13 protein-coding genes and 1 tRNA gene are annotated in these 18,709 nt (G+C 60.0%); all 14 read right to left on the reverse strand.

Annotated elements, in window-relative coordinates:
• Positions 1 to 35 precede the first annotated feature (35 nt).
• Positions 36 to 1,295, reverse strand: coding sequence for an AI-2E family transporter (locus tag RWZ58_RS05565; RefSeq protein WP_399549555.1), 1,260 nt, complete (start codon positions 1,293 to 1,295; stop codon positions 36 to 38).
• Between the two features lie 130 nt (positions 1,296 to 1,425).
• A complete protein-coding gene (locus RWZ58_RS05570; protein WP_044150729.1) occupies positions 1,426 to 2,415 on the reverse strand; it encodes a Bax inhibitor-1/YccA family protein in 990 nt (329 codons plus the stop codon).
• A 197-nt stretch (positions 2,416 to 2,612) separates the two neighbouring features.
• Positions 2,613 to 3,497: a Cof-type HAD-IIB family hydrolase gene (locus tag RWZ58_RS05575; protein WP_314657944.1), complete on the reverse strand. Its 885-nt coding sequence runs from the start codon at positions 3,495 to 3,497 to the stop codon at positions 2,613 to 2,615.
• A gap of 621 nt (positions 3,498 to 4,118) precedes the next feature.
• Positions 4,119 to 4,192, reverse strand: a tRNA-Leu gene (locus RWZ58_RS05580).
• Between the two features lie 248 nt (positions 4,193 to 4,440).
• A complete protein-coding gene (locus RWZ58_RS05585) occupies positions 4,441 to 5,826 on the reverse strand; it encodes an NAD(P)/FAD-dependent oxidoreductase (RefSeq protein WP_314657945.1) in 1,386 nt (461 codons plus the stop codon).
• Between the two features lie 458 nt (positions 5,827 to 6,284).
• Positions 6,285 to 7,937 carry a S8 family serine peptidase gene (locus RWZ58_RS05590; RefSeq protein ID WP_314657946.1) on the reverse strand — a complete coding sequence of 551 codons (1,653 nt, stop codon included), beginning with the start codon at positions 7,935 to 7,937 and terminating at the stop codon, positions 6,285 to 6,287.
• Between the two features lie 63 nt (positions 7,938 to 8,000).
• A complete protein-coding gene (locus RWZ58_RS05595) occupies positions 8,001 to 8,954 on the reverse strand; it encodes an exopolyphosphatase (RefSeq protein WP_314657947.1) in 954 nt (317 codons plus the stop codon).
• Positions 8,955 to 9,107: 153 nt separating this feature from the next.
• Entirely contained in the window at positions 9,108 to 9,707 is a 600-nt protein-coding gene (locus tag RWZ58_RS05600; RefSeq protein ID WP_102033968.1) for a DUF501 domain-containing protein, read from the reverse strand.
• 83 nt (positions 9,708 to 9,790) lie between these two features.
• On the reverse strand, positions 9,791 to 10,435 hold the full coding sequence (locus RWZ58_RS05605) for a septum formation initiator family protein (RefSeq protein ID WP_314657948.1): 645 nt from the start codon (positions 10,433 to 10,435) through the stop codon (positions 9,791 to 9,793).
• A 236-nt stretch (positions 10,436 to 10,671) separates the two neighbouring features.
• Positions 10,672 to 11,952: a phosphopyruvate hydratase gene (eno, locus tag RWZ58_RS05610; RefSeq protein WP_049341512.1), complete on the reverse strand. Its 1,281-nt coding sequence runs from the start codon at positions 11,950 to 11,952 to the stop codon at positions 10,672 to 10,674.
• A gap of 302 nt (positions 11,953 to 12,254) precedes the next feature.
• On the reverse strand, positions 12,255 to 13,058 hold the full coding sequence (locus tag RWZ58_RS05615) for a macro domain-containing protein (RefSeq protein ID WP_314657949.1): 804 nt from the start codon (positions 13,056 to 13,058) through the stop codon (positions 12,255 to 12,257).
• The gene (locus tag RWZ58_RS05620) at positions 13,055 to 14,002 is read right to left on the reverse strand and encodes a hypothetical protein (RefSeq protein WP_314657950.1); all 948 of its coding nucleotides are present in this window, start codon (positions 14,000 to 14,002) and stop codon (positions 13,055 to 13,057) included. The genes RWZ58_RS05615 and RWZ58_RS05620 overlap by 4 nt, the downstream gene beginning before the upstream one ends.
• 147 nt (positions 14,003 to 14,149) lie before the next feature.
• Positions 14,150 to 14,896 carry a MazG family protein gene (locus RWZ58_RS05625; RefSeq protein ID WP_314657951.1) on the reverse strand — a complete coding sequence of 249 codons (747 nt, stop codon included), beginning with the start codon at positions 14,894 to 14,896 and terminating at the stop codon, positions 14,150 to 14,152.
• Between the two features lie 89 nt (positions 14,897 to 14,985).
• Positions 14,986 to 18,588, reverse strand: coding sequence for an ornithinee aminotransferase (locus tag RWZ58_RS05630; RefSeq protein WP_314657952.1), 3,603 nt, complete (start codon positions 18,586 to 18,588; stop codon positions 14,986 to 14,988).
• Between the last annotated feature and the right edge of the window lie 121 nt (positions 18,589 to 18,709).

Genomic DNA, 18,709 nt, shown 5'->3' on the forward strand with positions numbered 1-18,709 from the left:
GCCCTACGCCAAAACCTCCCGCTCGATGCAGGCCCCTAGTCTTCGGAGGAGTCCGAAGCCTCGGAAGCCTGGTTCTCAGGCTCCTCAGCCTTCTGACGGCTCGGCACCCGGGAGGCCAGATTCTTGACGCTCTCCTGCCGTTCCTGGGCCTTCTCCTCAGCCTGCTCGCGGCGAGCCACCTCGTGCGGGAAGAGGAACTCCTCCTCACGAGGCGCCTCCTTCTCCCAGTCACGATTCGCCAGGTAACGCACCACCGCGTTGACCACAGCCAGAGTCGGCACGGCGAACAGAGCACCCACCGCACCAAAAATCATGGAGCCACCAGCCACCGAGAAAATAACAGCCAGCGGGTGCAGGGAGACAGCCTTACCCATAATGAGCGGCTGCAGAATGTTGGATTCGAGCTGCTGAACCAGCAGAACAATACCGAGCATAATCAGCGCCTGCACCGGGCCCAGAGCAACCAGCGCCAGCAGCACAGCCACAGCACCGGAAATGAGGGCACCAATCACCGGAACGAAGGAGCCGAGGAAGACCAGCACACCCAGCGGGATAGCCAGCGGAACACCCAGAATTGCGGCACCAATACCGATGCCGATAGCGTCAATAGCCGCCACCAGAATCTGAACGCGCACGTACGCACCCAGGGACTTCCAACCCGCGCGACCCGCACCGTTGACTGCGGCACGCGCGTCCTTCGGGAAGAGGCGAGTGACGAACAGCCAGATACGCTCACCCTCCATCAGGAAGAAGACCAGGGTAAACAGGGTCAGCAGGGTGCCGGTTGCAACCTCAGCCGCAGTCGAACCCACCTGAGACACACCGTGCAGCACGGAGCTGGGGTTATTGGTTACAGCGCTCTCCATCTGTTCCAGCAGCTGGTTCAGCTGGTCTGCACCGAACTCGTAGCCGAGGTTCTTCAGCCAACCAATCAGCTGCTGGTAGCCCTGCATCGCCTTATCCGCCATGGACACAAAACCGCGCAGAATCTGCTGACCGGTCAGCGAAATAATACCGGCGAGCACCAGAATCATACCGATTTCGGCAATAGCCGCCGCGCCACCGGCACGAACGCCCTTCTTACGCAGAAGCATCACGGCGGGGCTCAGCAGAGCCGCCAGCAGCAGAGCCACCAGAAGAGAAATAACCAGCAGGGAGACGTGCCCCAGGCCCTTCCAAAGGATCCAACCGGCACCGGCAATCATAATGATGCGCCAGGACCACGCGCCGGCCACGTCCACGGCGAAGGGAACCCGGTAGCCCTCCCCCGCCCGACGTTCTTCGGCACTCGATATATGCTTCACGCTGTCTCTCTTTCTCAAGCCCGCCAGGTTGCTGGGCGAGCCGGTATTCGTGGGGCGCTAAACCCCGCCAAAGCCGCGAAAGCGGCGGCACCATCACGGTACCGCCGCCTCAAAGTGAGCTTTAGTCGTTGCTAAAGATGCTTGCCAGGTACATGAGAACACGCAGGATCTCAACATACAGCCAGACCAGAGAAGCGGTCAGGCCGAAAGCAAGGCGCCAAGACTCACGCTCGGGCAGGCCAGCCTCCACAGCCTCGGAGGTGGTGGTGAAGTCCAGCAGCAGCGAGTAGGTTGCCAGCGCAACAGCGAACAGACCAACCACCAGGCCCAGCGGAATACCACCAATAGAGAAGCTGTTCAGCGAGGAACCGAAGATACCCGCGGTCAGCATGGACACCAGGCCGTAACCCAGGTAGCTGAGCGCACCAATCATGAAAATCTTATTCAGCTTGGGGGTGGTGCGAATCTTGCCGTTGGCGAAGAGAGCCAGGGTCACACCCGCAACCACGAGGGTTGCCAGAACCGCCTGAACTGCCACGCCGGGGTAGCGCATATCCACAACAGCGGACAGACCACCGAGTAGCAGACCTTCCATGAGCGCGTAGGTCATGACCAGAATCGGGGAAACCTTCTTCTTGAAGGAGTTCACCAGACCCAGGACCAGACCGCCAACCATGCCCAGGAGCAGCAGCACCGGTGCATTCCATGCAACAGCGGCACCGACAGCGACCAGGCCCAGGTTGATACCGGTCTTAACCAAGACATCGTTCATGGTCAGGCGCTCACCGGCGGGGATGGGCTCCGAGTAGGTGGGGGCTGCTACGCCGTAGTCAGCCTCACCGTACGGCTGGCCGTACTGTGCCTGCTGACCGTACTGGGGCTGACCATACTGCTGGCCATAGGGCTGCTGGCCGTAGGTGTTCTGGCCGTAGCCCTGCTGATCATACTGCTGACCGTACTGGCCATAGGTCTGCTGCTGACCGTACTGTGCCTGCTGACCGTACTGCGCCTGCTGGCTGGTCTGCTGCGGCTGCGCACCAAAACGACCGAAACGAGAGTCACCCTGAGTGACATTCTTCGTCATTGAATTCAGAAGCGGGTTTCCCGCCATCTTTCTCTCCTTAAACGGGTACAAAACTAATTCTGTTAATTATATCGGATAGATTCTGTGCTCACGGGCGCTGTTCGTTACCAGCATGGGCTTCTAGCGACCTTGCCAGAATATTTCAGGGCGGTGTTTACCTGAGGTTCACCCAGGCCCGCGCCGCCCCGCATGCAAAGGCTTCTGCGCGTCTCTTTGTGAAGCGTCTAGTGCGAAGCTTCCAAACGGTCCAGGAGCTGTTCCAGATACTCCAGAACTGCCTGTTCCTCGTTCGAGCCAATCACCTCATCAGCAGCATTTCGCACAACCTCCGGGGCATTAGACATGGCAACACCCCAGCCCGCGTAGCGGAGCATTTCCATGTCGTTCTCACCGTCACCGAAGGCAAGAATGCCCGCCGGATCAGCATCCAGACGCTCGCACAGGTCCTCCAGACCGGTCGCCTTATTGACACCGGTACGCACCAGATCAATGGCACCGAAGCCGCTAACCATCGGAGTGACGGTCTGCGGAAGAACCTCACGCAGGTAAACGCTCAACTGCTGCGTCTGCTTAGGCGGAGTCAACAGCGGGAACTTAATGGGTGCGCCCTCAAAATCCTCAACAGAGTCAACCATGACCGAGCCGGGGAAGAAGAACGCCGCAAAGTCCTCCAACGTGAGGGTTTCGGGAAGCTCCTGACCGGTGTCTTCAAAATAGCCGCGAATCATGTGCACAATCTGGTCGCAACGGTCCTTGGGCAGGTAGATACCTTCGGTGGTGCAAACCAGCAGACCGATCCGGTCCAATCCCTGCACTACCTCAATAATGCGCGGCACATCTTCGTCCAGAAAGGGATGCACGGCAAGCTTGCCACTCTCATCAGCAAGGTATGCCCCATTTTCAGCAATATAGGTAAGACCTCGCCCTTCAAAGCCGCGCATATAGTCCCGCAGCTTGGCGTAGGTGTTTCCGCTCGCCACAACAAAGTGAATTCCCTGCGCCTGCAGGCGGGATAGGATGCGCGAGAAACGTTCGGTGTCGAAAGTTTTGGAGTCTGTGAGGAATGTGCCGTCCATATCGACAGCAATGATGGAGGGTTTAGTCTGCATGCGGTGCCTTTCTGCCCCTGCTACCCCATTCAGGTTGGGGTGTATCTGTGGCTGTGTCTCTTCTAGGGTCTCACGTTTTTAAGCTCCGGAAGACGGTATGCGGGCGTTTTTGAGCGTGGAGCCCCGTCACAAAACGTCATCTAAACCCCCTGTTTTGCACTCTTTTTCTCCACAAACTAGACTTACTTGAAGTGTAAAACTTTACTTGTCAAGCTTGAAGGCATGAACAACACCACGAAATACAGCGGCGCAGGCAAGTTCTCCATCGACGCGCTCGTGACCGCGCGCCGCAAGTAAGCTTTGAACCGCCTCCTGCCTCCACACATGACCGAGGCAGGCAATCACCTGCAGGTTCACCAGACTTCACCGCCAGCCGTCCTGATTCCGGCAGAGGACGAGCTCTTCTATCCGCGGTGAAGAGAGTGCGCGGAATGCCATAGCCCGCACCGCCACTCCACGATGCCCCCGATAGTATGGGTCGGGGGCATCGCCTTTTAACTTCCAAACAGCAAACCCCAAACCTGTAAACCTTCAGACACGCAAGCGGCGGCCCCTCCCCCACGGGAAGAGCCGCCGCTCACTTATATATGCCTATCGGCTCTATATTGCCTCTCAACGCAGTGCCCCCACTGGGACTCGAACCCAGAACACAAGGATTTTAAGTCCTCTGTCTCTGCCAATTGGACTATGGGGGCGCACCCCGCACAGTTCGGGGCACAAACACCTATTATTCCACGAAAACGCACCTGAATCTAAGCAGAAACACATTTCAAACGGTTCCCCACGCTCAGCCGCAGCAATCACCACGCAAAAGCACAGGTGGGCGGCTAAGCCGGGCAGCTGGCGAACATCCGGGCACAAAAACGGGCGGTGCAGAAGACCAAAGTCTTCCACACCGCCCATTACTTTACCTTCAGGGACTATACCCCTAGGTCAGGCTATTTTAGAGCTTTGCCTTCTGGCGTGCCGGTGCAGTACCGGTTGCTTCCTGGAATGCCAGGCGCGGGGAGCGCTGGTGGCGAATCGAGGAGGTGTCGCGACCGAAGATTTGGTTCAGAGCCCAGGTGGTCATAACGCGAACGGTACGCTCGGTGGTGGGGATTGCAGAGCCGTGGTAGCCGCGGTGCATGATCCATGCCAGCGGGCCGCCAATGGTCTTGCCCTTGAAGTTTGCAACGCCCTTCCACAGGCCCAGACCTGCCACAACACCGATGGTCTCGTGGTAGTAGTCGGTCAGGGGCTCGCCACGGCGAGCAGCCAGCAGGTTCTTAGCCAGAACAACAGCCTGGCGGGAAGCGTGCTGAGCGTTGGGAACGCAGAAGCCGCCCACGCCGCCGCCGGAGAGGTCCGGAACAGCTGCGTTGTCGCCTGCAGCCCATGCGCCCTCGACCACGCCGTCATCGCCGGTGACACGCAGGTCTGCGCTCACGCGAACGCGGCCGCGCTCGTCGATCGGGAAGTCGGTGTTCTTCAGCATCGGGGATGCTGCCACACCTGCGGTCCAGATCAGGGTGTCGGTCTTGATCTCGCCTGCGGGGGACTTGTCAGCCATGTTAATCAGCTGCAGGTTGCCGTCGGTTGCGTCGGAGAGGGAGGTGTTCAGCAGGATCTCGATGCCGCGTGCACGCAGCTCTGCGACGACCTTCTCTGCACGGTCTGCGGGGACCTCAGGCATGATGCGCGGTGCAGCCTCGACCATGACGAAGTGCAGGTCGGAAACGGAGAGACGCTCGTTACGCTCGACAGCAACGCGTGCCATGTCCTCGAGCTCGGAGATGGTCTCAACGCCAGCGAAGCCACCACCCACGATGACGAAGGTCAGGGCGCGGCGGCGTGCCTCAGGGTCGGACAGCATGGAAGCAACCTCAATGCGGTCCAGAACCCAGTTACGAACGGAAACTGCCTCTTCAATGGTCTTCAGACCGATAGCAACCTCTGCCAGGCCCGGAATCGGGAATGCGCGGGTCACAGCGCCTGCGCCGAGAACGATTTCGTCGTACTTCAGCTCGAAGGGCTCACCGTTGTCGGTGGGCTCAACAACAGCGGTGCGGTTTGCGTGGTCGATGGAGACAACGCGGCCGGGGATCAGCTCGGTGTCGCGCAGGTGCTGGCGCAGCGGCACAGTTGCGTTACGGCCTTCCATGGAACCTGCTGCAACCTCGGGGAGGAAGGGCTGGTAAGTCATGTAGGGGTTCGGCTCAACGATGGTGACGACGCCACCGGTCTCCTTGATAGCCTTCTGGATCTTCTTAGCAACGGTGAAGCCAACGTAGCCGCCACCGACGATCAGGACGCGAGGACGGTCCTGTGCCACCTTAGTGAATGCCATTTTCTTACTTCCTAGTCTTCAGGTACCGAGGTTCGGTAGCCCCGGTAGGGTGGTATGTGCAACTTCCGGCTCGTTCCGAAAGCTCCCCTGACGTACAAACGGCCCGCTCTGGAAGTCCTTGCGCAACGCGAAGTGGCTAGCAGCACGAGCCTGTCTATCACATACCTATTGTCTTCTATTTTACGCCTTTGTTTAGGTAATTTCGCACCTATCGTCCCTTTGAGCTCACCCTAAGTTAAAAGTTTTGAAGATATGAACGGGGTTCATCTCGTGATGTGGGTTACAGTCAAAAATACCCTTTCCGATTTTTTCGCGGTACGTTCGATATTTTCGTTTATCCATACAATCCGCTACCCAAAACACGACCCCCAACAACAAAGCCCGGGACCAACTCAAAAGTCAGCCCCGGGCGAACAGAAGAAGCCCACACCGAGCAGAAAAACACGAGAAACCCGCGCCTAACGAGACGCCCCGCCAGCACCCTTCCGTGCACGAGAAGAACCCTGACGGCCGTGACGGTGAGCACCCGGATGCGGAGCCGCATCACGAGCCATACGCGCCGCCTCCCCCGCACTCACATGCATCCTATGCAGACGATGCACCGAACCAGCCGTAATAATCGTCAACCACAACGTCAGCGCTGCCAAAATCACCGGCGGCAACCAGCCACGATCCTCCGGAGGGCGACGCGCATCCGGCGCAGCCGCCTTCACAATGCTCTCACCCTCCTCATGCACCGGCGCAGCATCACTCGGAGTCGGCTCACTCACCTGCTGCTTACGATGCACCGCAATCCACTCAGAAATCGAACCCAGCGGATTCGCTGTCACCGTAGGCGCAGGCAAAGCCATCGCATCCTGCGGGTTAAACACACCGTAGCCGTACAACGGGTCACGGCCGGTCGCACCAGCGTCATCAGCCGAAGCAATCAAACGCTGAGCCAGCTGAGCCGCCGATTCCTTCGGATACTTCTGCTTCAACAACGCCGCAACACCCGTCACCAGAGGGGCTGCCGCCGAAGAACCCGACCACAGCATGTACCCATTGCCGGGAGCCGCCGCAATCATGTCCGTACTCGGAGCAACCACAGCAATCGAAATGCCCTGAGTCGACGAGCCCTCAGAAACCTGCTTATTCCGGTCAATACCGCCCACCGTCAACACGCCAGGAATCGTCGCCGGAGCACCAACCTGCGTCAAACCGCTACCGCGGTTACCCGCAGCCGCAACAATCAGCACGCCCTTCTGCTCAGCGTAGGCAAACGCCTCATCCCAGCTCTGCGGCCAGCTCGTCTTATTCGAACCAATCGACATATTGATAATCTGAGCCCCGTGGTCGACCGCATAACGCACCGCCGCCGGAATCTGCTCATCAATGCTCTTGCCACCGGTCGTACCCATATTCAGCGAAATCGGCAGAATCTTCGCCTCGGGAGCCACACCAATCATGCCGGTCGGCTTACCCGGCTGGCCCGCAATCGCAGAGTAGCCCTGCGTATCGTGACCGTGACCGGCAATCAGAGAAGCAACCTCCGTGCCGTGCATCGGCTCAGCACCCAGGCCCTTCCAGCCGTCCTCGCTACCCACGCCCGAGACATCGGTACCGCGCAGAACATTACCTTCAAGATCCGGGTGGGTACCATCCACGCCCGTATCAATTACGGCAACCGTCACGCCCTTACCCGTAGCCTGCGACCACAGCGACGTAATACCATACTCGCGCAGCCAATACTCGCGGTGACGTACGTCGTCGCCGCTGGCAGTATCCGCGCCCTGACTTGGAGTTGCCGAAGTCTTTGGCACCGCAGTACCCGACGGCGAAGGAGTAGCCGTCACCTCCCTCTTCGGGCTCGGGGACGCAGAAGCTGAAGGCGTCGGGTCCGTCGCCCAGGCGGCAGGCGCCAGCGGGGTCCACAGCGGCAGAAGAGTCAACGCGGCGCTAGCACCCAAAGCAGCAACCTTACGGGCACGGCGAGAAGCGCCTCGATCAGAAACAACCGAGGCGCGCGAGGCGGATGCACGAGACGCAGAAGCAACAGACGGCGCAACAAACCAGCCAGTCAGGGGCGTACCTCGCCGATGCTCAGAACGAAGATGCTCAGAACGAACCATGAAAACTCCTCAAGCTGAGCCGCGCCGTGAACCACCATCGGTTCACGGCGCGAGCGCTCTAGCCTACAGCTGGGACAGAGCGATACCGTCCAGAATGTCGTGCTCGCTGACGGTCACCGAATCCACGGCACCATCAGTCATCTCATTCAGACGGGTCAGGATGCGGGCGTAAATCGTCGCGCCGGCACCAATCACATCCACCCGACCCGGGTGCATGTAGCCGAGCTCCTCGCGTTCCTGGCGGTTCAGCGACGCCAACCAGCGGGCGGTCTTCTGAACGGTCTCCACGGAGAAGCTCTGAGCGTTAATAGCCTCAGAATCGTAGCGGTCCAGGCCCAGGGCGGCAGCAGCCACAGTGGTTGCGGTACCAGCCACAGCCACCACGCGGCGTGCATCCTGCAGGGGCACGGTCTTACGCGCAACCTCGAGAGCCTCATCAGTATCAGCCTCAACGCGGGCAATCTGCGACTCAGTCGACGGAGCGCTCATCATGTGACGCTCAGTCAGACGCACACAACCGATATTGACGCTGCGCGAAGCCTTCACGCCCGACTCGTCACCGAGCACGAACTCAGTCGAACCGCCGCCCAGGTCGAACACCAGGGTGTCGCCATCGCCGTAACCGACAGCGCGCACCGCGCCTGCGAAGGACAGCGCAGCTTCCTCATCACCGCTAATGACCTCGGGCTCAATGCCCAGAATCTCACGGATGCCGTCCACGAACACCTGGCGGTTACCCGCATCGCGAGTCGCACTGGTCGCCACGAAACGCACAGAATCAGCACCATGCTCCTTCAGCAGCTGCGCATACTCACGCGCCGCAGCGAAGGTACGGTCCAGCGCCTCCTGCGCCAGCCAGCCGGTCGCGTCCACGCCCTGGCCCAGACGCACAATGCGCATCTCACGCACCACGTCCTTCAGGACAGTCTTCTCGACCGCGTCCACCACCTCAGTAGTGGAATCAGCAATCAGCAGGCGAATAGAGTTCGTACCGCAGTCAATCGCTCCAACGCGCACGGTGGGTTCCTTTCAGGTCTTCAATACCAATCAGTGCCAAAAGGCAACGCGAGCGCCGCAGGCGAAAAATTTTCGCTTTTCGGCGCTCTTTCTTCTATCTATTATGCGCCCGCACCGTCGCTGACGACGATGCGGGCGCACCAGAATCAATATTTAGGCTTCTTCACGCCACGCCGGGTCGCAGGAGCAGGCCTCGGGGGTCCACCACTCGGCGATAGCGTCCAGGCCGCGGTCACCCATCGGGTTCACGCCGCGACCCACCGACAGGGTGTGGCCAATAACGGCGTGCAGGCACTTCACGCGGGTGGGCATGCCGCCGGCAGAGATGCCGTCAATCTCCGGAACCTCTTCGGTACCGCTGATCAGGCGGATGCGCTCACGCTCAGCCAGGTAGTTCTCGTGCGCCGCAGCGTACTGTGCCGCCAGGTCGGCATCCTCAGATAGCGAGTCGGTCATCTCGTACATCAGGCCGCCCGCCTCCAGACGGGAAGCCGCAGCGGTAATCACCGGATGCGCCAGGTAGAACACGGTCGGGAAGGGGGTGCCGTTGCTCAGGCGCGGCGCGGTAGCAGCCACGAGCGGGTTGCCGCACACGCAACGTGCCGGAATCTCAACCACGTCGCGGACCTTACGGCCCAGCTGCGCGGAGAGGACGCGAATGTCCTGCTCGGTGGGGGTCAGGGTTTCAACAGTTACGCCGAAGCCGCCGGGGGTGCGTGCCTTCAGCTCTTCAATGGTGTTTTCGGTGCTCATAATCCTAAGTTCCTGGAACGAGGGGTCGCCTCGTCCACTGATGCCGGGTGTCTGCCTGGCAGGGTTCCTGCCGGCAGCTGGGGCTAGTTCTTCTCGAGAGAATTCCAAACCTTGGTGGTCCAGGCTTCCTCGGGGGCGTTCTTCGCGTTCGCAGAAGTGCCGTCCGCCTTCGTAGAGTCCTCGGTAATGCCGGTGACAACGTACGGGGTGTCGCCGGGGTTCACATAGTAGAGGCGGCTACGTGCCTGCTGGCGAACATAGTTGTCGTCGTTCCACCAGGTCTGCTCCGCCTTCAGCTGCGCGTTCTCCTGCTGCAGCTGAGAAATGTGCGTGTTGATTCGTTTAATTTCCCGGTCCTGGTCAATGTAGGTGACCACCGGGTATGCGGTACCGAGCGCAATCACGCCCACCACAACAGCGGTCAAGAAGCTACGGCCGGAGAACATGTGAGCTGCCACGGGGGCGTCGTATCCGCCCTCTTCACGGCTCTGCTGGGCTGCGGCACGGCGGCGGGCACGTTCCTCACGGCGAGCCTGCGCCTGACGTTCACGCTCGGGATGACGCTGGTTCAAACCCACACCAAAGAAGAGGGCACTGGCCTTCTTCATCAGGGAGGTGCCGGCTTCCTTCGCGGCGCCACGCGGTTCTTCGGAGGTGGTAGCGCCCTGAGCGGGTTCGGTGGAACTCGTAGAGTGCGACCGGGTCTGCTGGTTTGCTCGCTGGCTCATTGCCCTATCCTTCGTTCCTTCTGTACCGCTAAACGCTTCCTTCATATTCTACCGGGTTCGGAGGGCTTCCCCGGCGCTATGTTGCAGGCGCTACATACGCCATCGTGTGGGCTCCACCTCGTGCGCTATCGCCGCTACTAGCCTCAACTCAGAGCAGGAGGCGGTGCCACTCCCCTACGGGGGTAGCACCGCCTCCTTGAAACCTAACCGCTCACGCGGTCGGATGCTTCAGTAACTTATGCCTTGAAGCGGGGGAATGCGGACTTGCCAGCGTAAACAGCTGCGTCGCCCAGCTCCTCCTCGATGCGCAGCAGCTGGTTGTACTTAGCAACGCGCTCGGAACGTGCGGGAGCACCGGTCTTGATCTGGCCAGCGTTGGTTGCAACAGCCAGGTCAGCGATGGTGACGTCCTCGGTCTCACCGGAACGGTGAGAAACCATGCAACGGTACTCGTGGCGCTGAGCCAGCTCCATTGCGTCCAGGGTCTCGGTCAGCGAACCAATCTGGTTCACCTTCACGAGCAGAGCGTTAGCTGCGCCCTCCTCGATACCGCGAGCCAGGCGCTCGGGGTTGGTCACGAACAGGTCGTCACCAACGATCTGGACCTTGTCACCGATCTGCTCGGTCAGGGTCTTGTAGCCCTCCCAGTCGTTCTCGTCCAGGGGATCCTCGATGGAAACCAGGGGGTACTTTGCAACGAGGTCAGCGTAGTATGCGCTCATCTCAGCTGCGGACTTCTTCTGGCCCTCGAACTCGTATGCGCCGTCGTTGTAGAACTCGGAGGATGCAACGTCCAGTGCCAGTGCAACCTGCTCGCCCGGCTTGTAGCCAGCCTTCTCGATTGCCTCAACGATCAGGTCCAGTGCAGCTGCGTTGGACTCCAGGTTGGGTGCGAAGCCACCCTCGTCGCCCAGGCCGGTTGCCAGGCCGCGGTCGTGCAGCACGGACTTCAGGGAGTGGTAAACCTCAACACCTGCGCGCAGAGCGTCAGAGTAGTTGTCGAAGCCGATGGGAGCAATCATGAACTCCTGGATGTCAACGTTGGAGTCTGCGTGAGAACCACCGTTGAGGATGTTCATCATGGGGACGGGCAGAACGTGAGCGTTCGGACCGCCGAGGTACTTGTACAGGGGCAGGTCAGCGGACTCAGCAGCAGCCTTAGCAACAGCCAGGGAGACACCCAGGATTGCGTTTGCGCCCAGCTTGCCCTTGTTGTTGGTTGCATCCAGAGCAATCATGGCTGCGTCAACAGCGCGCTGGTCGGAAGCCTCAATGCCGATGACCTCTTCAGCGATTTCTTCGATAACAGACTTCACTGCACCCAGAACGCCCTTGCCCAGGTATACGGACTTGTCGCCATCGCGGCGCTCAACAGCCTCCCACTCACCGGTGGATGCGCCCGAGGGCACAGCTGCGCGTGCGAAAGCACCGTCTTCGAGCAGAACCTCAACCTCAACGGTCGGGTTGCCACGGGAATCCAGGATCTGGCGTGCGTGAACTGCGGTAATAACAGCCATGAATTGTTCTCCTTATGAGATGTCAAGGATGTGAACGGCTCACCCGGTAGTGGACAAGTCGCGTCCCCTAAATTCTAGCAAAACTCCCACACAAACACACTAGTTGCCACCGCTTTTTTATCGCCTTAATGAAGGTCTCAATAACCCTTAGTCAGGCGCTACGAAGCGGAACAAGACCCACACTCCCCCACATTGGGAGAGTGTGGGTACCCGCCCAAAGCACAACAAGAGCCCAAATACTGCGGTAGAACGCACAGGTAACCAGGCGAGAAATAAATCCGCATCCCGGCGCCCCCCTGCGCCTACGACAACCCTAGAAGTTCCGTGTACAGTTGCTCATCACGTTCAGTGAACACATTGAAAACCACCGCAGGTACCGATTGATGCGCCGCGCGTGCCGCCTCCAACTCCTCATGGACCGTTTCCACGGCACAGCGAGCCGCCTCGTCCTGTGGGAACCGAAATTCACCGGTACTAATGCAACACAACGCAACAGAACGCATACCCTGCTCGACGGCAGCTCGCAGGCAAGAACGGTAACAAGAAGCCAAAGCCTGCCGGTCAGCATCCGTCAACTCCCCGGTAATAATCGGCCCAACCGTATGCAGCACATAGCGGCTCGGCAAACGATGCGCGCCAGTCACCATTACCGATCCGGTCGGCTCCGGCATCGGACGATGAGCCACCTCTCGCGCGCACTCGGCACGCAAACCAACCCCTGCGGCACGGTGAATCGCGTTATCAATGCAACGATGCTGCGGCACAAAACAACCCAGCAGACGAGAGTTTGCCGCATTCACAATGCTGTCAACCTGCAGACGGGTAATATCCCCGCGCCACAGGTACATTCCCGTATAGTCGCCCTCCGCAGCAGTAGCATCGGCGAGGCTCGCCAGCGGCGGCAGCTGCGGCTCATATTCGGCAAATGCCGCCTCCTCCAAGGCGAGAAGCTCCTCCCCTGGTTCAGCAGGAACACGCACAGCGTTAAGGGAACCAATCAGCGTCCACAGCTGATGCGGGTCATCAGGCAGAGCTGGCAACATCTGGCCAGTATTCTGAGCATAGTCCTCCGCTAGAGCGAGAGCGTAGCTTTTGAGGGCGCTCACGAGGCAACCTCCTCACCTTGAGCCACTGCCTCAGAGTCGCACCTCTTTGCCAGCAGGTCGCCTAGAACCAGGTGCATATCCTCAGCGAAAGATACGGTTCGTTCCTTGTTCTCTGCCATAGCCTCCGGATGGTCACGGTTCAGCCGCACAAGGGTTGCAGTCTCCAGCACATGCGTAATCCGTTCAAAGGGGAAACGAATCCAGACCGGGGTCATAAAACCAACCCCAAGCTCCAGAAGAAGAACCTTCTTACCCGGCATGGACTGCAGAACCTCCTCCCACCGCTTCTCCTGACGCTGACGAGCCGACGAATTCACAAAAGAACCGTCAACACGCAAGTGAGTGGTCAGAGGTGCACCGCATCGCGGGCATACGGGTAGCAGCTCCGAAGGGATACGCAGATTCTCGTCCGTCTGCTCAACCATGGCACGGACCATCTCTTCGTTACTGTAGACCTCCTGGCTACAGGGGCGAGAGCACTGGAAATCACCGTAATTGCCCTGCTGCTCAAAGATGCGCTCAGGATCAAAACCAGCCTTAGCAAAGAGGGAATCAACGTTAGTAGTCAGCACAAAGTACTCTTTATCCGCCACCAGTTCACGCAGCTGCTCGTAGAGAGGAAGGCTACCGGTTTCGTAGCGGTTCACGAGGATGTGCCGAGCCCAGTAGCCCCACTTTTCTTCCAAGGTTTTGAAGGGATAGAAACCAGCCGAGTACATATCGGTCATGCCGTATTTCTGGATGTACGGGGCAAAGTTACGCGTGAAGCGCTCCCCACCGTAGGTGAGGCCGGCGGCGGTGGAGAACCCAGAACCGGCGCCAATCACAACAAGGTCGGCTTCTTGAATAGCCTTGGCGGCACACTCAATCGACTGAGAGTAGGCAGATTCAGCAGACATTCCGTGCATACTCTGCTGGGCTTTTGCGTTGGATGAGGGGTTCATTCTTCCTCCTGACGGGGCACCCCAATCATTACTATCTTTTAGAAACTTAGTGATACACAGATAGTAATAGAGGGCCCCGCAGTCACCTCAACGTAACTACGGGACCCTCAAAAAAGTAATTTGGCCCACAAAGAAGCTCAACTATGTTTAGAAGCTCGGCTCGTCATGAGTGTGCTGAGCAATGTAACGGCGAGTGTACGAACGCAGGGCACGCTCGGCATCCAGGCCATTACGCTGGGCACGGCTCACCAGCGCAAACAGCAGCTCACCGAATTCCTCCTCAGTGTGCATGTAGCGCAGGTCGTCCTCCATGCTCGTCGGCTCCGGCGGCAGAATAATACCCGCCTTACGTGCCTTCACAGCAGTCTTCTCAGCCATAGCGAGCGCCGGCAGATGCGGCGGAATACCGTCCAGCGCGCCGCGGTCGCTCTTCTCCTTCTTCTTCAACGCATCCCACGCCGCCTGCTGCTCAGCTGCGGTACGGGGCGCCTCCGAAGAGTTCTCGGGCTCAGCCGCGAACACGTCCGGGTGGCGCGAACGAAGCTTCTGCACCAGACCCTCAACCACCTGCACAATGTCGAAGCCCTGCGGGTTCGCCGCAGCAATATCGGAGTGGAACACCACCTGCAACAGCACGTCACCGAGCTCTTCACGCAGCAGCGGCATGTTCGGTTCACCGCCGGTTTCTACCGCCTCGACAACCTCGTAGGCTTCCTCCACCAGGTAGCGGATTAGGGAGGCGTGAGTCTGCTCAGCGTCCCACGGGCAACCGCCCGGGGCGCGCAACAGCGCCATAGTCTCCACCAGGGTGCCAAAGGCCTCAGCCGCACGGGCGGCGGTGTCCTGGACGTTCTGCACTGCAGAAGCCTCAGGGGTATTGGGAGTATCAGTCATAACAATCTTCCTCATCGAAAAAAATGACAAACATAGCACGCCGCGCCGACCCCCACACGGGGAGCCGGCGCGGCGCACCTTACAAGGGTTTAGAGGTTCCAGTGCGACAGAGCGCTCGTCATGTGAGCCGGAATCTTCGAACCCAGACGCGGGAACATACGCAGCTCCTCAACGTAACGTTCAACATCCAGCGGACGCGGGTAGGTGACAAACGCCTGCTCATTCGCATAGTCGAATGCCGCCTGAACCGGCACGCCCGGGGTGAAGGTCAGGCTCATGGCCAGCGGCGAGCCCTCGCCCTCGCTGTAGGAGTCGGTCTTCAGCGCCGGAATGTCCAGCAGGGTTTCGGGGATCAGCTCGAAGGTGCGGACCTGCTCCCAGAAGCCGTTGCGGCGCACATGGGTCAGGGCGTCGTAGTAGGAACCGAGCGCACGCACGCGAATCAGCACGGTGGTGGCGTCCTTTGCGGTGCCGTTCTCACCGAAGAGGTGCTCGACGACCGGTGCCAGACGCTGAGCGACCTGAGCCTCCGTCAGAACCAGGTTGCCGGTTGCCAGCTGAGTCTCTGAGGGAGCCAGCGGGCTCTGCACCGCGGCGGAGGGGGTGTCCGGCTCAGCCACGATGGTGGGCAGCTGGTTAAGCTCACTCAGAGCCGACGCCGAGATGCTGGAGGAAAGGCCCGCGGGGGCGGTTTCCGGCAGAGCTGCGGGGGCAGGAGCTACAGCGGGCGCTGCCGGGGTCACCTGTGCGGTAGCCTCGGAGGCGGGCTCAGCCGATGCGGGTGCCTCAGCACCCTTCTCAGCGGTTTCTTCCTTCACCTCGGATGCCTTTGCTTCGGTTGCCTTCGCAGCAGCACCGGCGGTGCCCACAGCGGCAGCTGCAGCAAGAGCACCAGCCAGGCCCGGAGCCACGGAAGCATTCGCGGTAGCAGGCTCAGCATCTTCCAGAGCGGGTGCCTCAGCGTGCGCTTCAGCGGAAGCAGCGGAGGTCTCCTGCTCAGCCAGCAGCTCAGAGTCATCCAGGAACGCGGGCAGGGCGGGCTCTTCAGCCTTCTCTGCAACCGGTTCTTCAGCGGGTTCCTCAACAGACTGGGTACGATCCAGGGTGAAGGACTCAGCAACCACGGGGGCGGTAGCCTTCGACTCCTCAACAGCCGAAACTTCCTCAACGGGTGCTTCCTCAGCAGCTGCGGCAGTTTCCTCAGCGGCAGGAACTTCTTCCTCAGCGTCCAGCTTCTTCTGAGCGTTAGCGACAATGGCAGCCAGGGCGGCTTCCATGTCTTCGCCGTTCTCTTCAGACTCCTGCACGTCAGATTCCTGGGCGGGGGTCTCGGAGGCCTCAGATGCTTCAGCGGCGGGTTCTTCAGCCTGCTCAGTTTCCGGCTCTACAGCGGTAGCACCGAAGACCGGGTCGTTCTCGTAATCGTGCTCGTACTCAACCGGCTCAGCATCAGCCTGGGCGGGCTCAGCAGAAACAGCCTCGGTGGGCTCCTCTACGTGTGCTTCGTCCTTCTCCTGAGCGGAGGCGACAGCGGCACCAGCCGCTACGGTACCGGCCGCAGCAAGACCGGCGGCAGGCAACAGACCCGAAGAGGCACCCTTTTCAGCAGTTTCAGCAACGGGCTCTTCAGTGGATTCAACAGCGGCCTCAGCCTCGTTAGCCGCCTGCTTCTGAGCAAGCTCAGCCTCCAGCTCACGCTCAATCGCTTCGCGTTCAGCCTCAACCGAGTCAACGCGCTGAACAGCAGCTTCCTGAGTCTCATCCTGCGAGGTAGCCTCAGCAGCCTCAGCGGTTGCAACAGGCTTAGCCTCGACAGCGGCGCCTTCCAGCAGGAAGCTCTCACGGGTGGTCTCGCCGTCCACCATACCCAGGTACGATGCGTGAACCTCCAGGCCGTCACCCAGACGCGGGTTCAGGGAGACCGCCGCGCGGTTCCAGGTCGCGCCAGCCTGCTGAGCCTCGGTGTACAGTGCCGCCACGGGCGCGAACCAGTCAACACCGGGCACCACAATGCCGGTTTCAACCTCACGACCGCGGCGCAGCAGACGGTAGTGCATGTCCTCATCTACCTGGCGCAGTTCCAGGCTCATGGTGCCCGAACCGCGGGTACGCATGAGCTCCGCGAGGCCGTAGAGGGCACGCTGCTCCGTAAGAGCGGGCAGGGTTGCCGCGCCCTCGGCGGGCTCGCTCAGGACGATGGACTCGGCAACCAGCTCAGCCTCGTCTTCGCTGAGCTTCTGCTCAGCTTCCTTCAACTCTGCAGCGGGCTCATTAGCGGACTCATCGCGAGCGGAAGCCTCCTGCTTCTCCGCTTCCTTCTTGTCGATGGCCTCTGCAGTCAGGGCGACACCCTGAGAGGTGCCCTTCTCTGCCTTCTCCTCAGCCTTTGCGGCGGAGGCAACAGCAGCGGCAGCAGCCACGGGCGCGGCAACAGCGGCGAGAGCAGGAGCTACAGAGGCGCTCTTGGCGGGCTTGTCTTCCTCAGAGTCGGTGTCTTCAGCTACAGCCTCAACCTCAGTTTCGGCTACTACCGGCTCGGAGGTTACCTTTTCGGTCTCTTCCGCAGTAGGTTCCTCAACAGCGGAAGCATCAAAAATCAGCTCGGCGGTGTTCTCGTCCTCAGCGTCAAGATCCTCAGCCTCGAACGATTCAGAGGCGGATACAGCAGACATCAGCTCAGTCTCGTCAGAAACCGCGTTCTCCTCGTCAGCGATTTCAGTCGCCAGCAGCTCGGGCGCCTCAACGACAGCCTCAATCTGTTCTTCTTCAGCCTCTTCGACGGGTTCAGCAATCTCAGCGGGTTCAGTAATCTCAGTGGATTCAGCAGAGTCCACCTCCTCAGCAACTGCCTCAGTGGTAGCTTCTTCAGCGGTTACTTCGTCGGAAGCGACCTCGCTAAAAGTCTCTTCTTCGCTATCGAGGGTGATGCCCAGACGTGCCGCGTAGGCTGCCGCCAAATCATCCAGACCAGCGTTCTGCGCCTCGGTAACGGCGGCGCGGGTACGAGCCACCTTCATGTCATCAACGGTAAGAGTGTCCTCAGCGTCAGCGGAGGCAATCTCAGATTCTTCTTCTGCCTCATCCTCAGAATTCTGAGCGCGCACAGCACGCAGGTGCTCCTCAAAATGGGAACGCGCGTCCTCAGCGGCATCCTTAGACTCCTCAAACTCTACAGATGCGCTCTCACCCTCGGTCTCTTCGTCATCACGCAGGAACGCGGGGGTAGCGGGCTTGGGCTCCGTAGCAACCGGTGCGGCTTCTTCTTCAACGTCCTGCACCTCAGCGACCTGCTCGGTCTCAACGGGCTCCTCAGACTCCCGCGGGAATGCGCCAAGCGCCGCAAGCAGGCTACGACGCTCCTGCTCCTCAGCCTGCTCATCAGTCAGTTCCTCAGCGGAGGAAGACTCTTCAGCCTGTTCATCACCGTTCAGGAGGGCACGCTTGAGATCCTCAACGGCGCGGTGCTCTTCGCTCTGCTCTTCATCCTGATTCTGGTGACGGGTGCTCTCAGACTTCACGAAGCGGCGCAGGGAGTCCTCCCACTGCTGCTGTTCCATAATCTTTTCGCTCAGTCGTGCGCTCTTGGGAGCGTCTTCGCTTGCCTGTTCCTTCTGGGCCTTAGCAGTTTCGGCGCTCTGTTCTTCGCGCGACTGTTCATCCAACTTCTTCTTGCCGATTCCAAAGAAGCTCATTGGGTGTCCTCCTCCGGCGTGCGCCGTGTGATGATGCGCCATTTCCTTCATCCCCCGAGGGTGTGTGGGCACGGGGTCGGGAACATAACGCAAATGTCCTCATAATCCTTTTAATTCTATC

It is taken from the genome of uncultured Rothia sp. (assembly GCF_963544205.1).
Lineage (GTDB): Bacteria > Actinomycetota > Actinomycetes > Actinomycetales > Micrococcaceae > Rothia.

Coding starts and splice junctions, on each gene's coding strand:
- RWZ58_RS05570 (WP_044150729.1), bottom strand. CDS start 2,415: ATGGCGGGAAACCCGCTTCTGAATTCAATGACGAAGAATGTCACTCAG.
- RWZ58_RS05620 (WP_314657950.1), bottom strand. CDS start 14,002: ATGAACCCCTCATCCAACGCAAAAGCCCAGCAGAGTATGCACGGAATG.
- RWZ58_RS05585 (WP_314657945.1), bottom strand. CDS start 5,826: ATGGCATTCACTAAGGTGGCACAGGACCGTCCTCGCGTCCTGATCGTC.
- RWZ58_RS05630 (WP_314657952.1), bottom strand. CDS start 18,588: ATGAGCTTCTTTGGAATCGGCAAGAAGAAGTTGGATGAACAGTCGCGC.
- RWZ58_RS05590 (WP_314657946.1), bottom strand. CDS start 7,937: ATGGTTCGTTCTGAGCATCTTCGTTCTGAGCATCGGCGAGGTACGCCC.
- RWZ58_RS05605 (WP_314657948.1), bottom strand. CDS start 10,435: ATGAGCCAGCGAGCAAACCAGCAGACCCGGTCGCACTCTACGAGTTCC.
- RWZ58_RS05575 (WP_314657944.1), bottom strand. CDS start 3,497: ATGCAGACTAAACCCTCCATCATTGCTGTCGATATGGACGGCACATTC.
- RWZ58_RS05600 (WP_102033968.1), bottom strand. CDS start 9,707: ATGAGCACCGAAAACACCATTGAAGAGCTGAAGGCACGCACCCCCGGC.
- eno (WP_049341512.1), bottom strand. CDS start 11,952: ATGGCTGTTATTACCGCAGTTCACGCACGCCAGATCCTGGATTCCCGT.
- RWZ58_RS05625 (WP_314657951.1), bottom strand. CDS start 14,896: ATGACTGATACTCCCAATACCCCTGAGGCTTCTGCAGTGCAGAACGTC.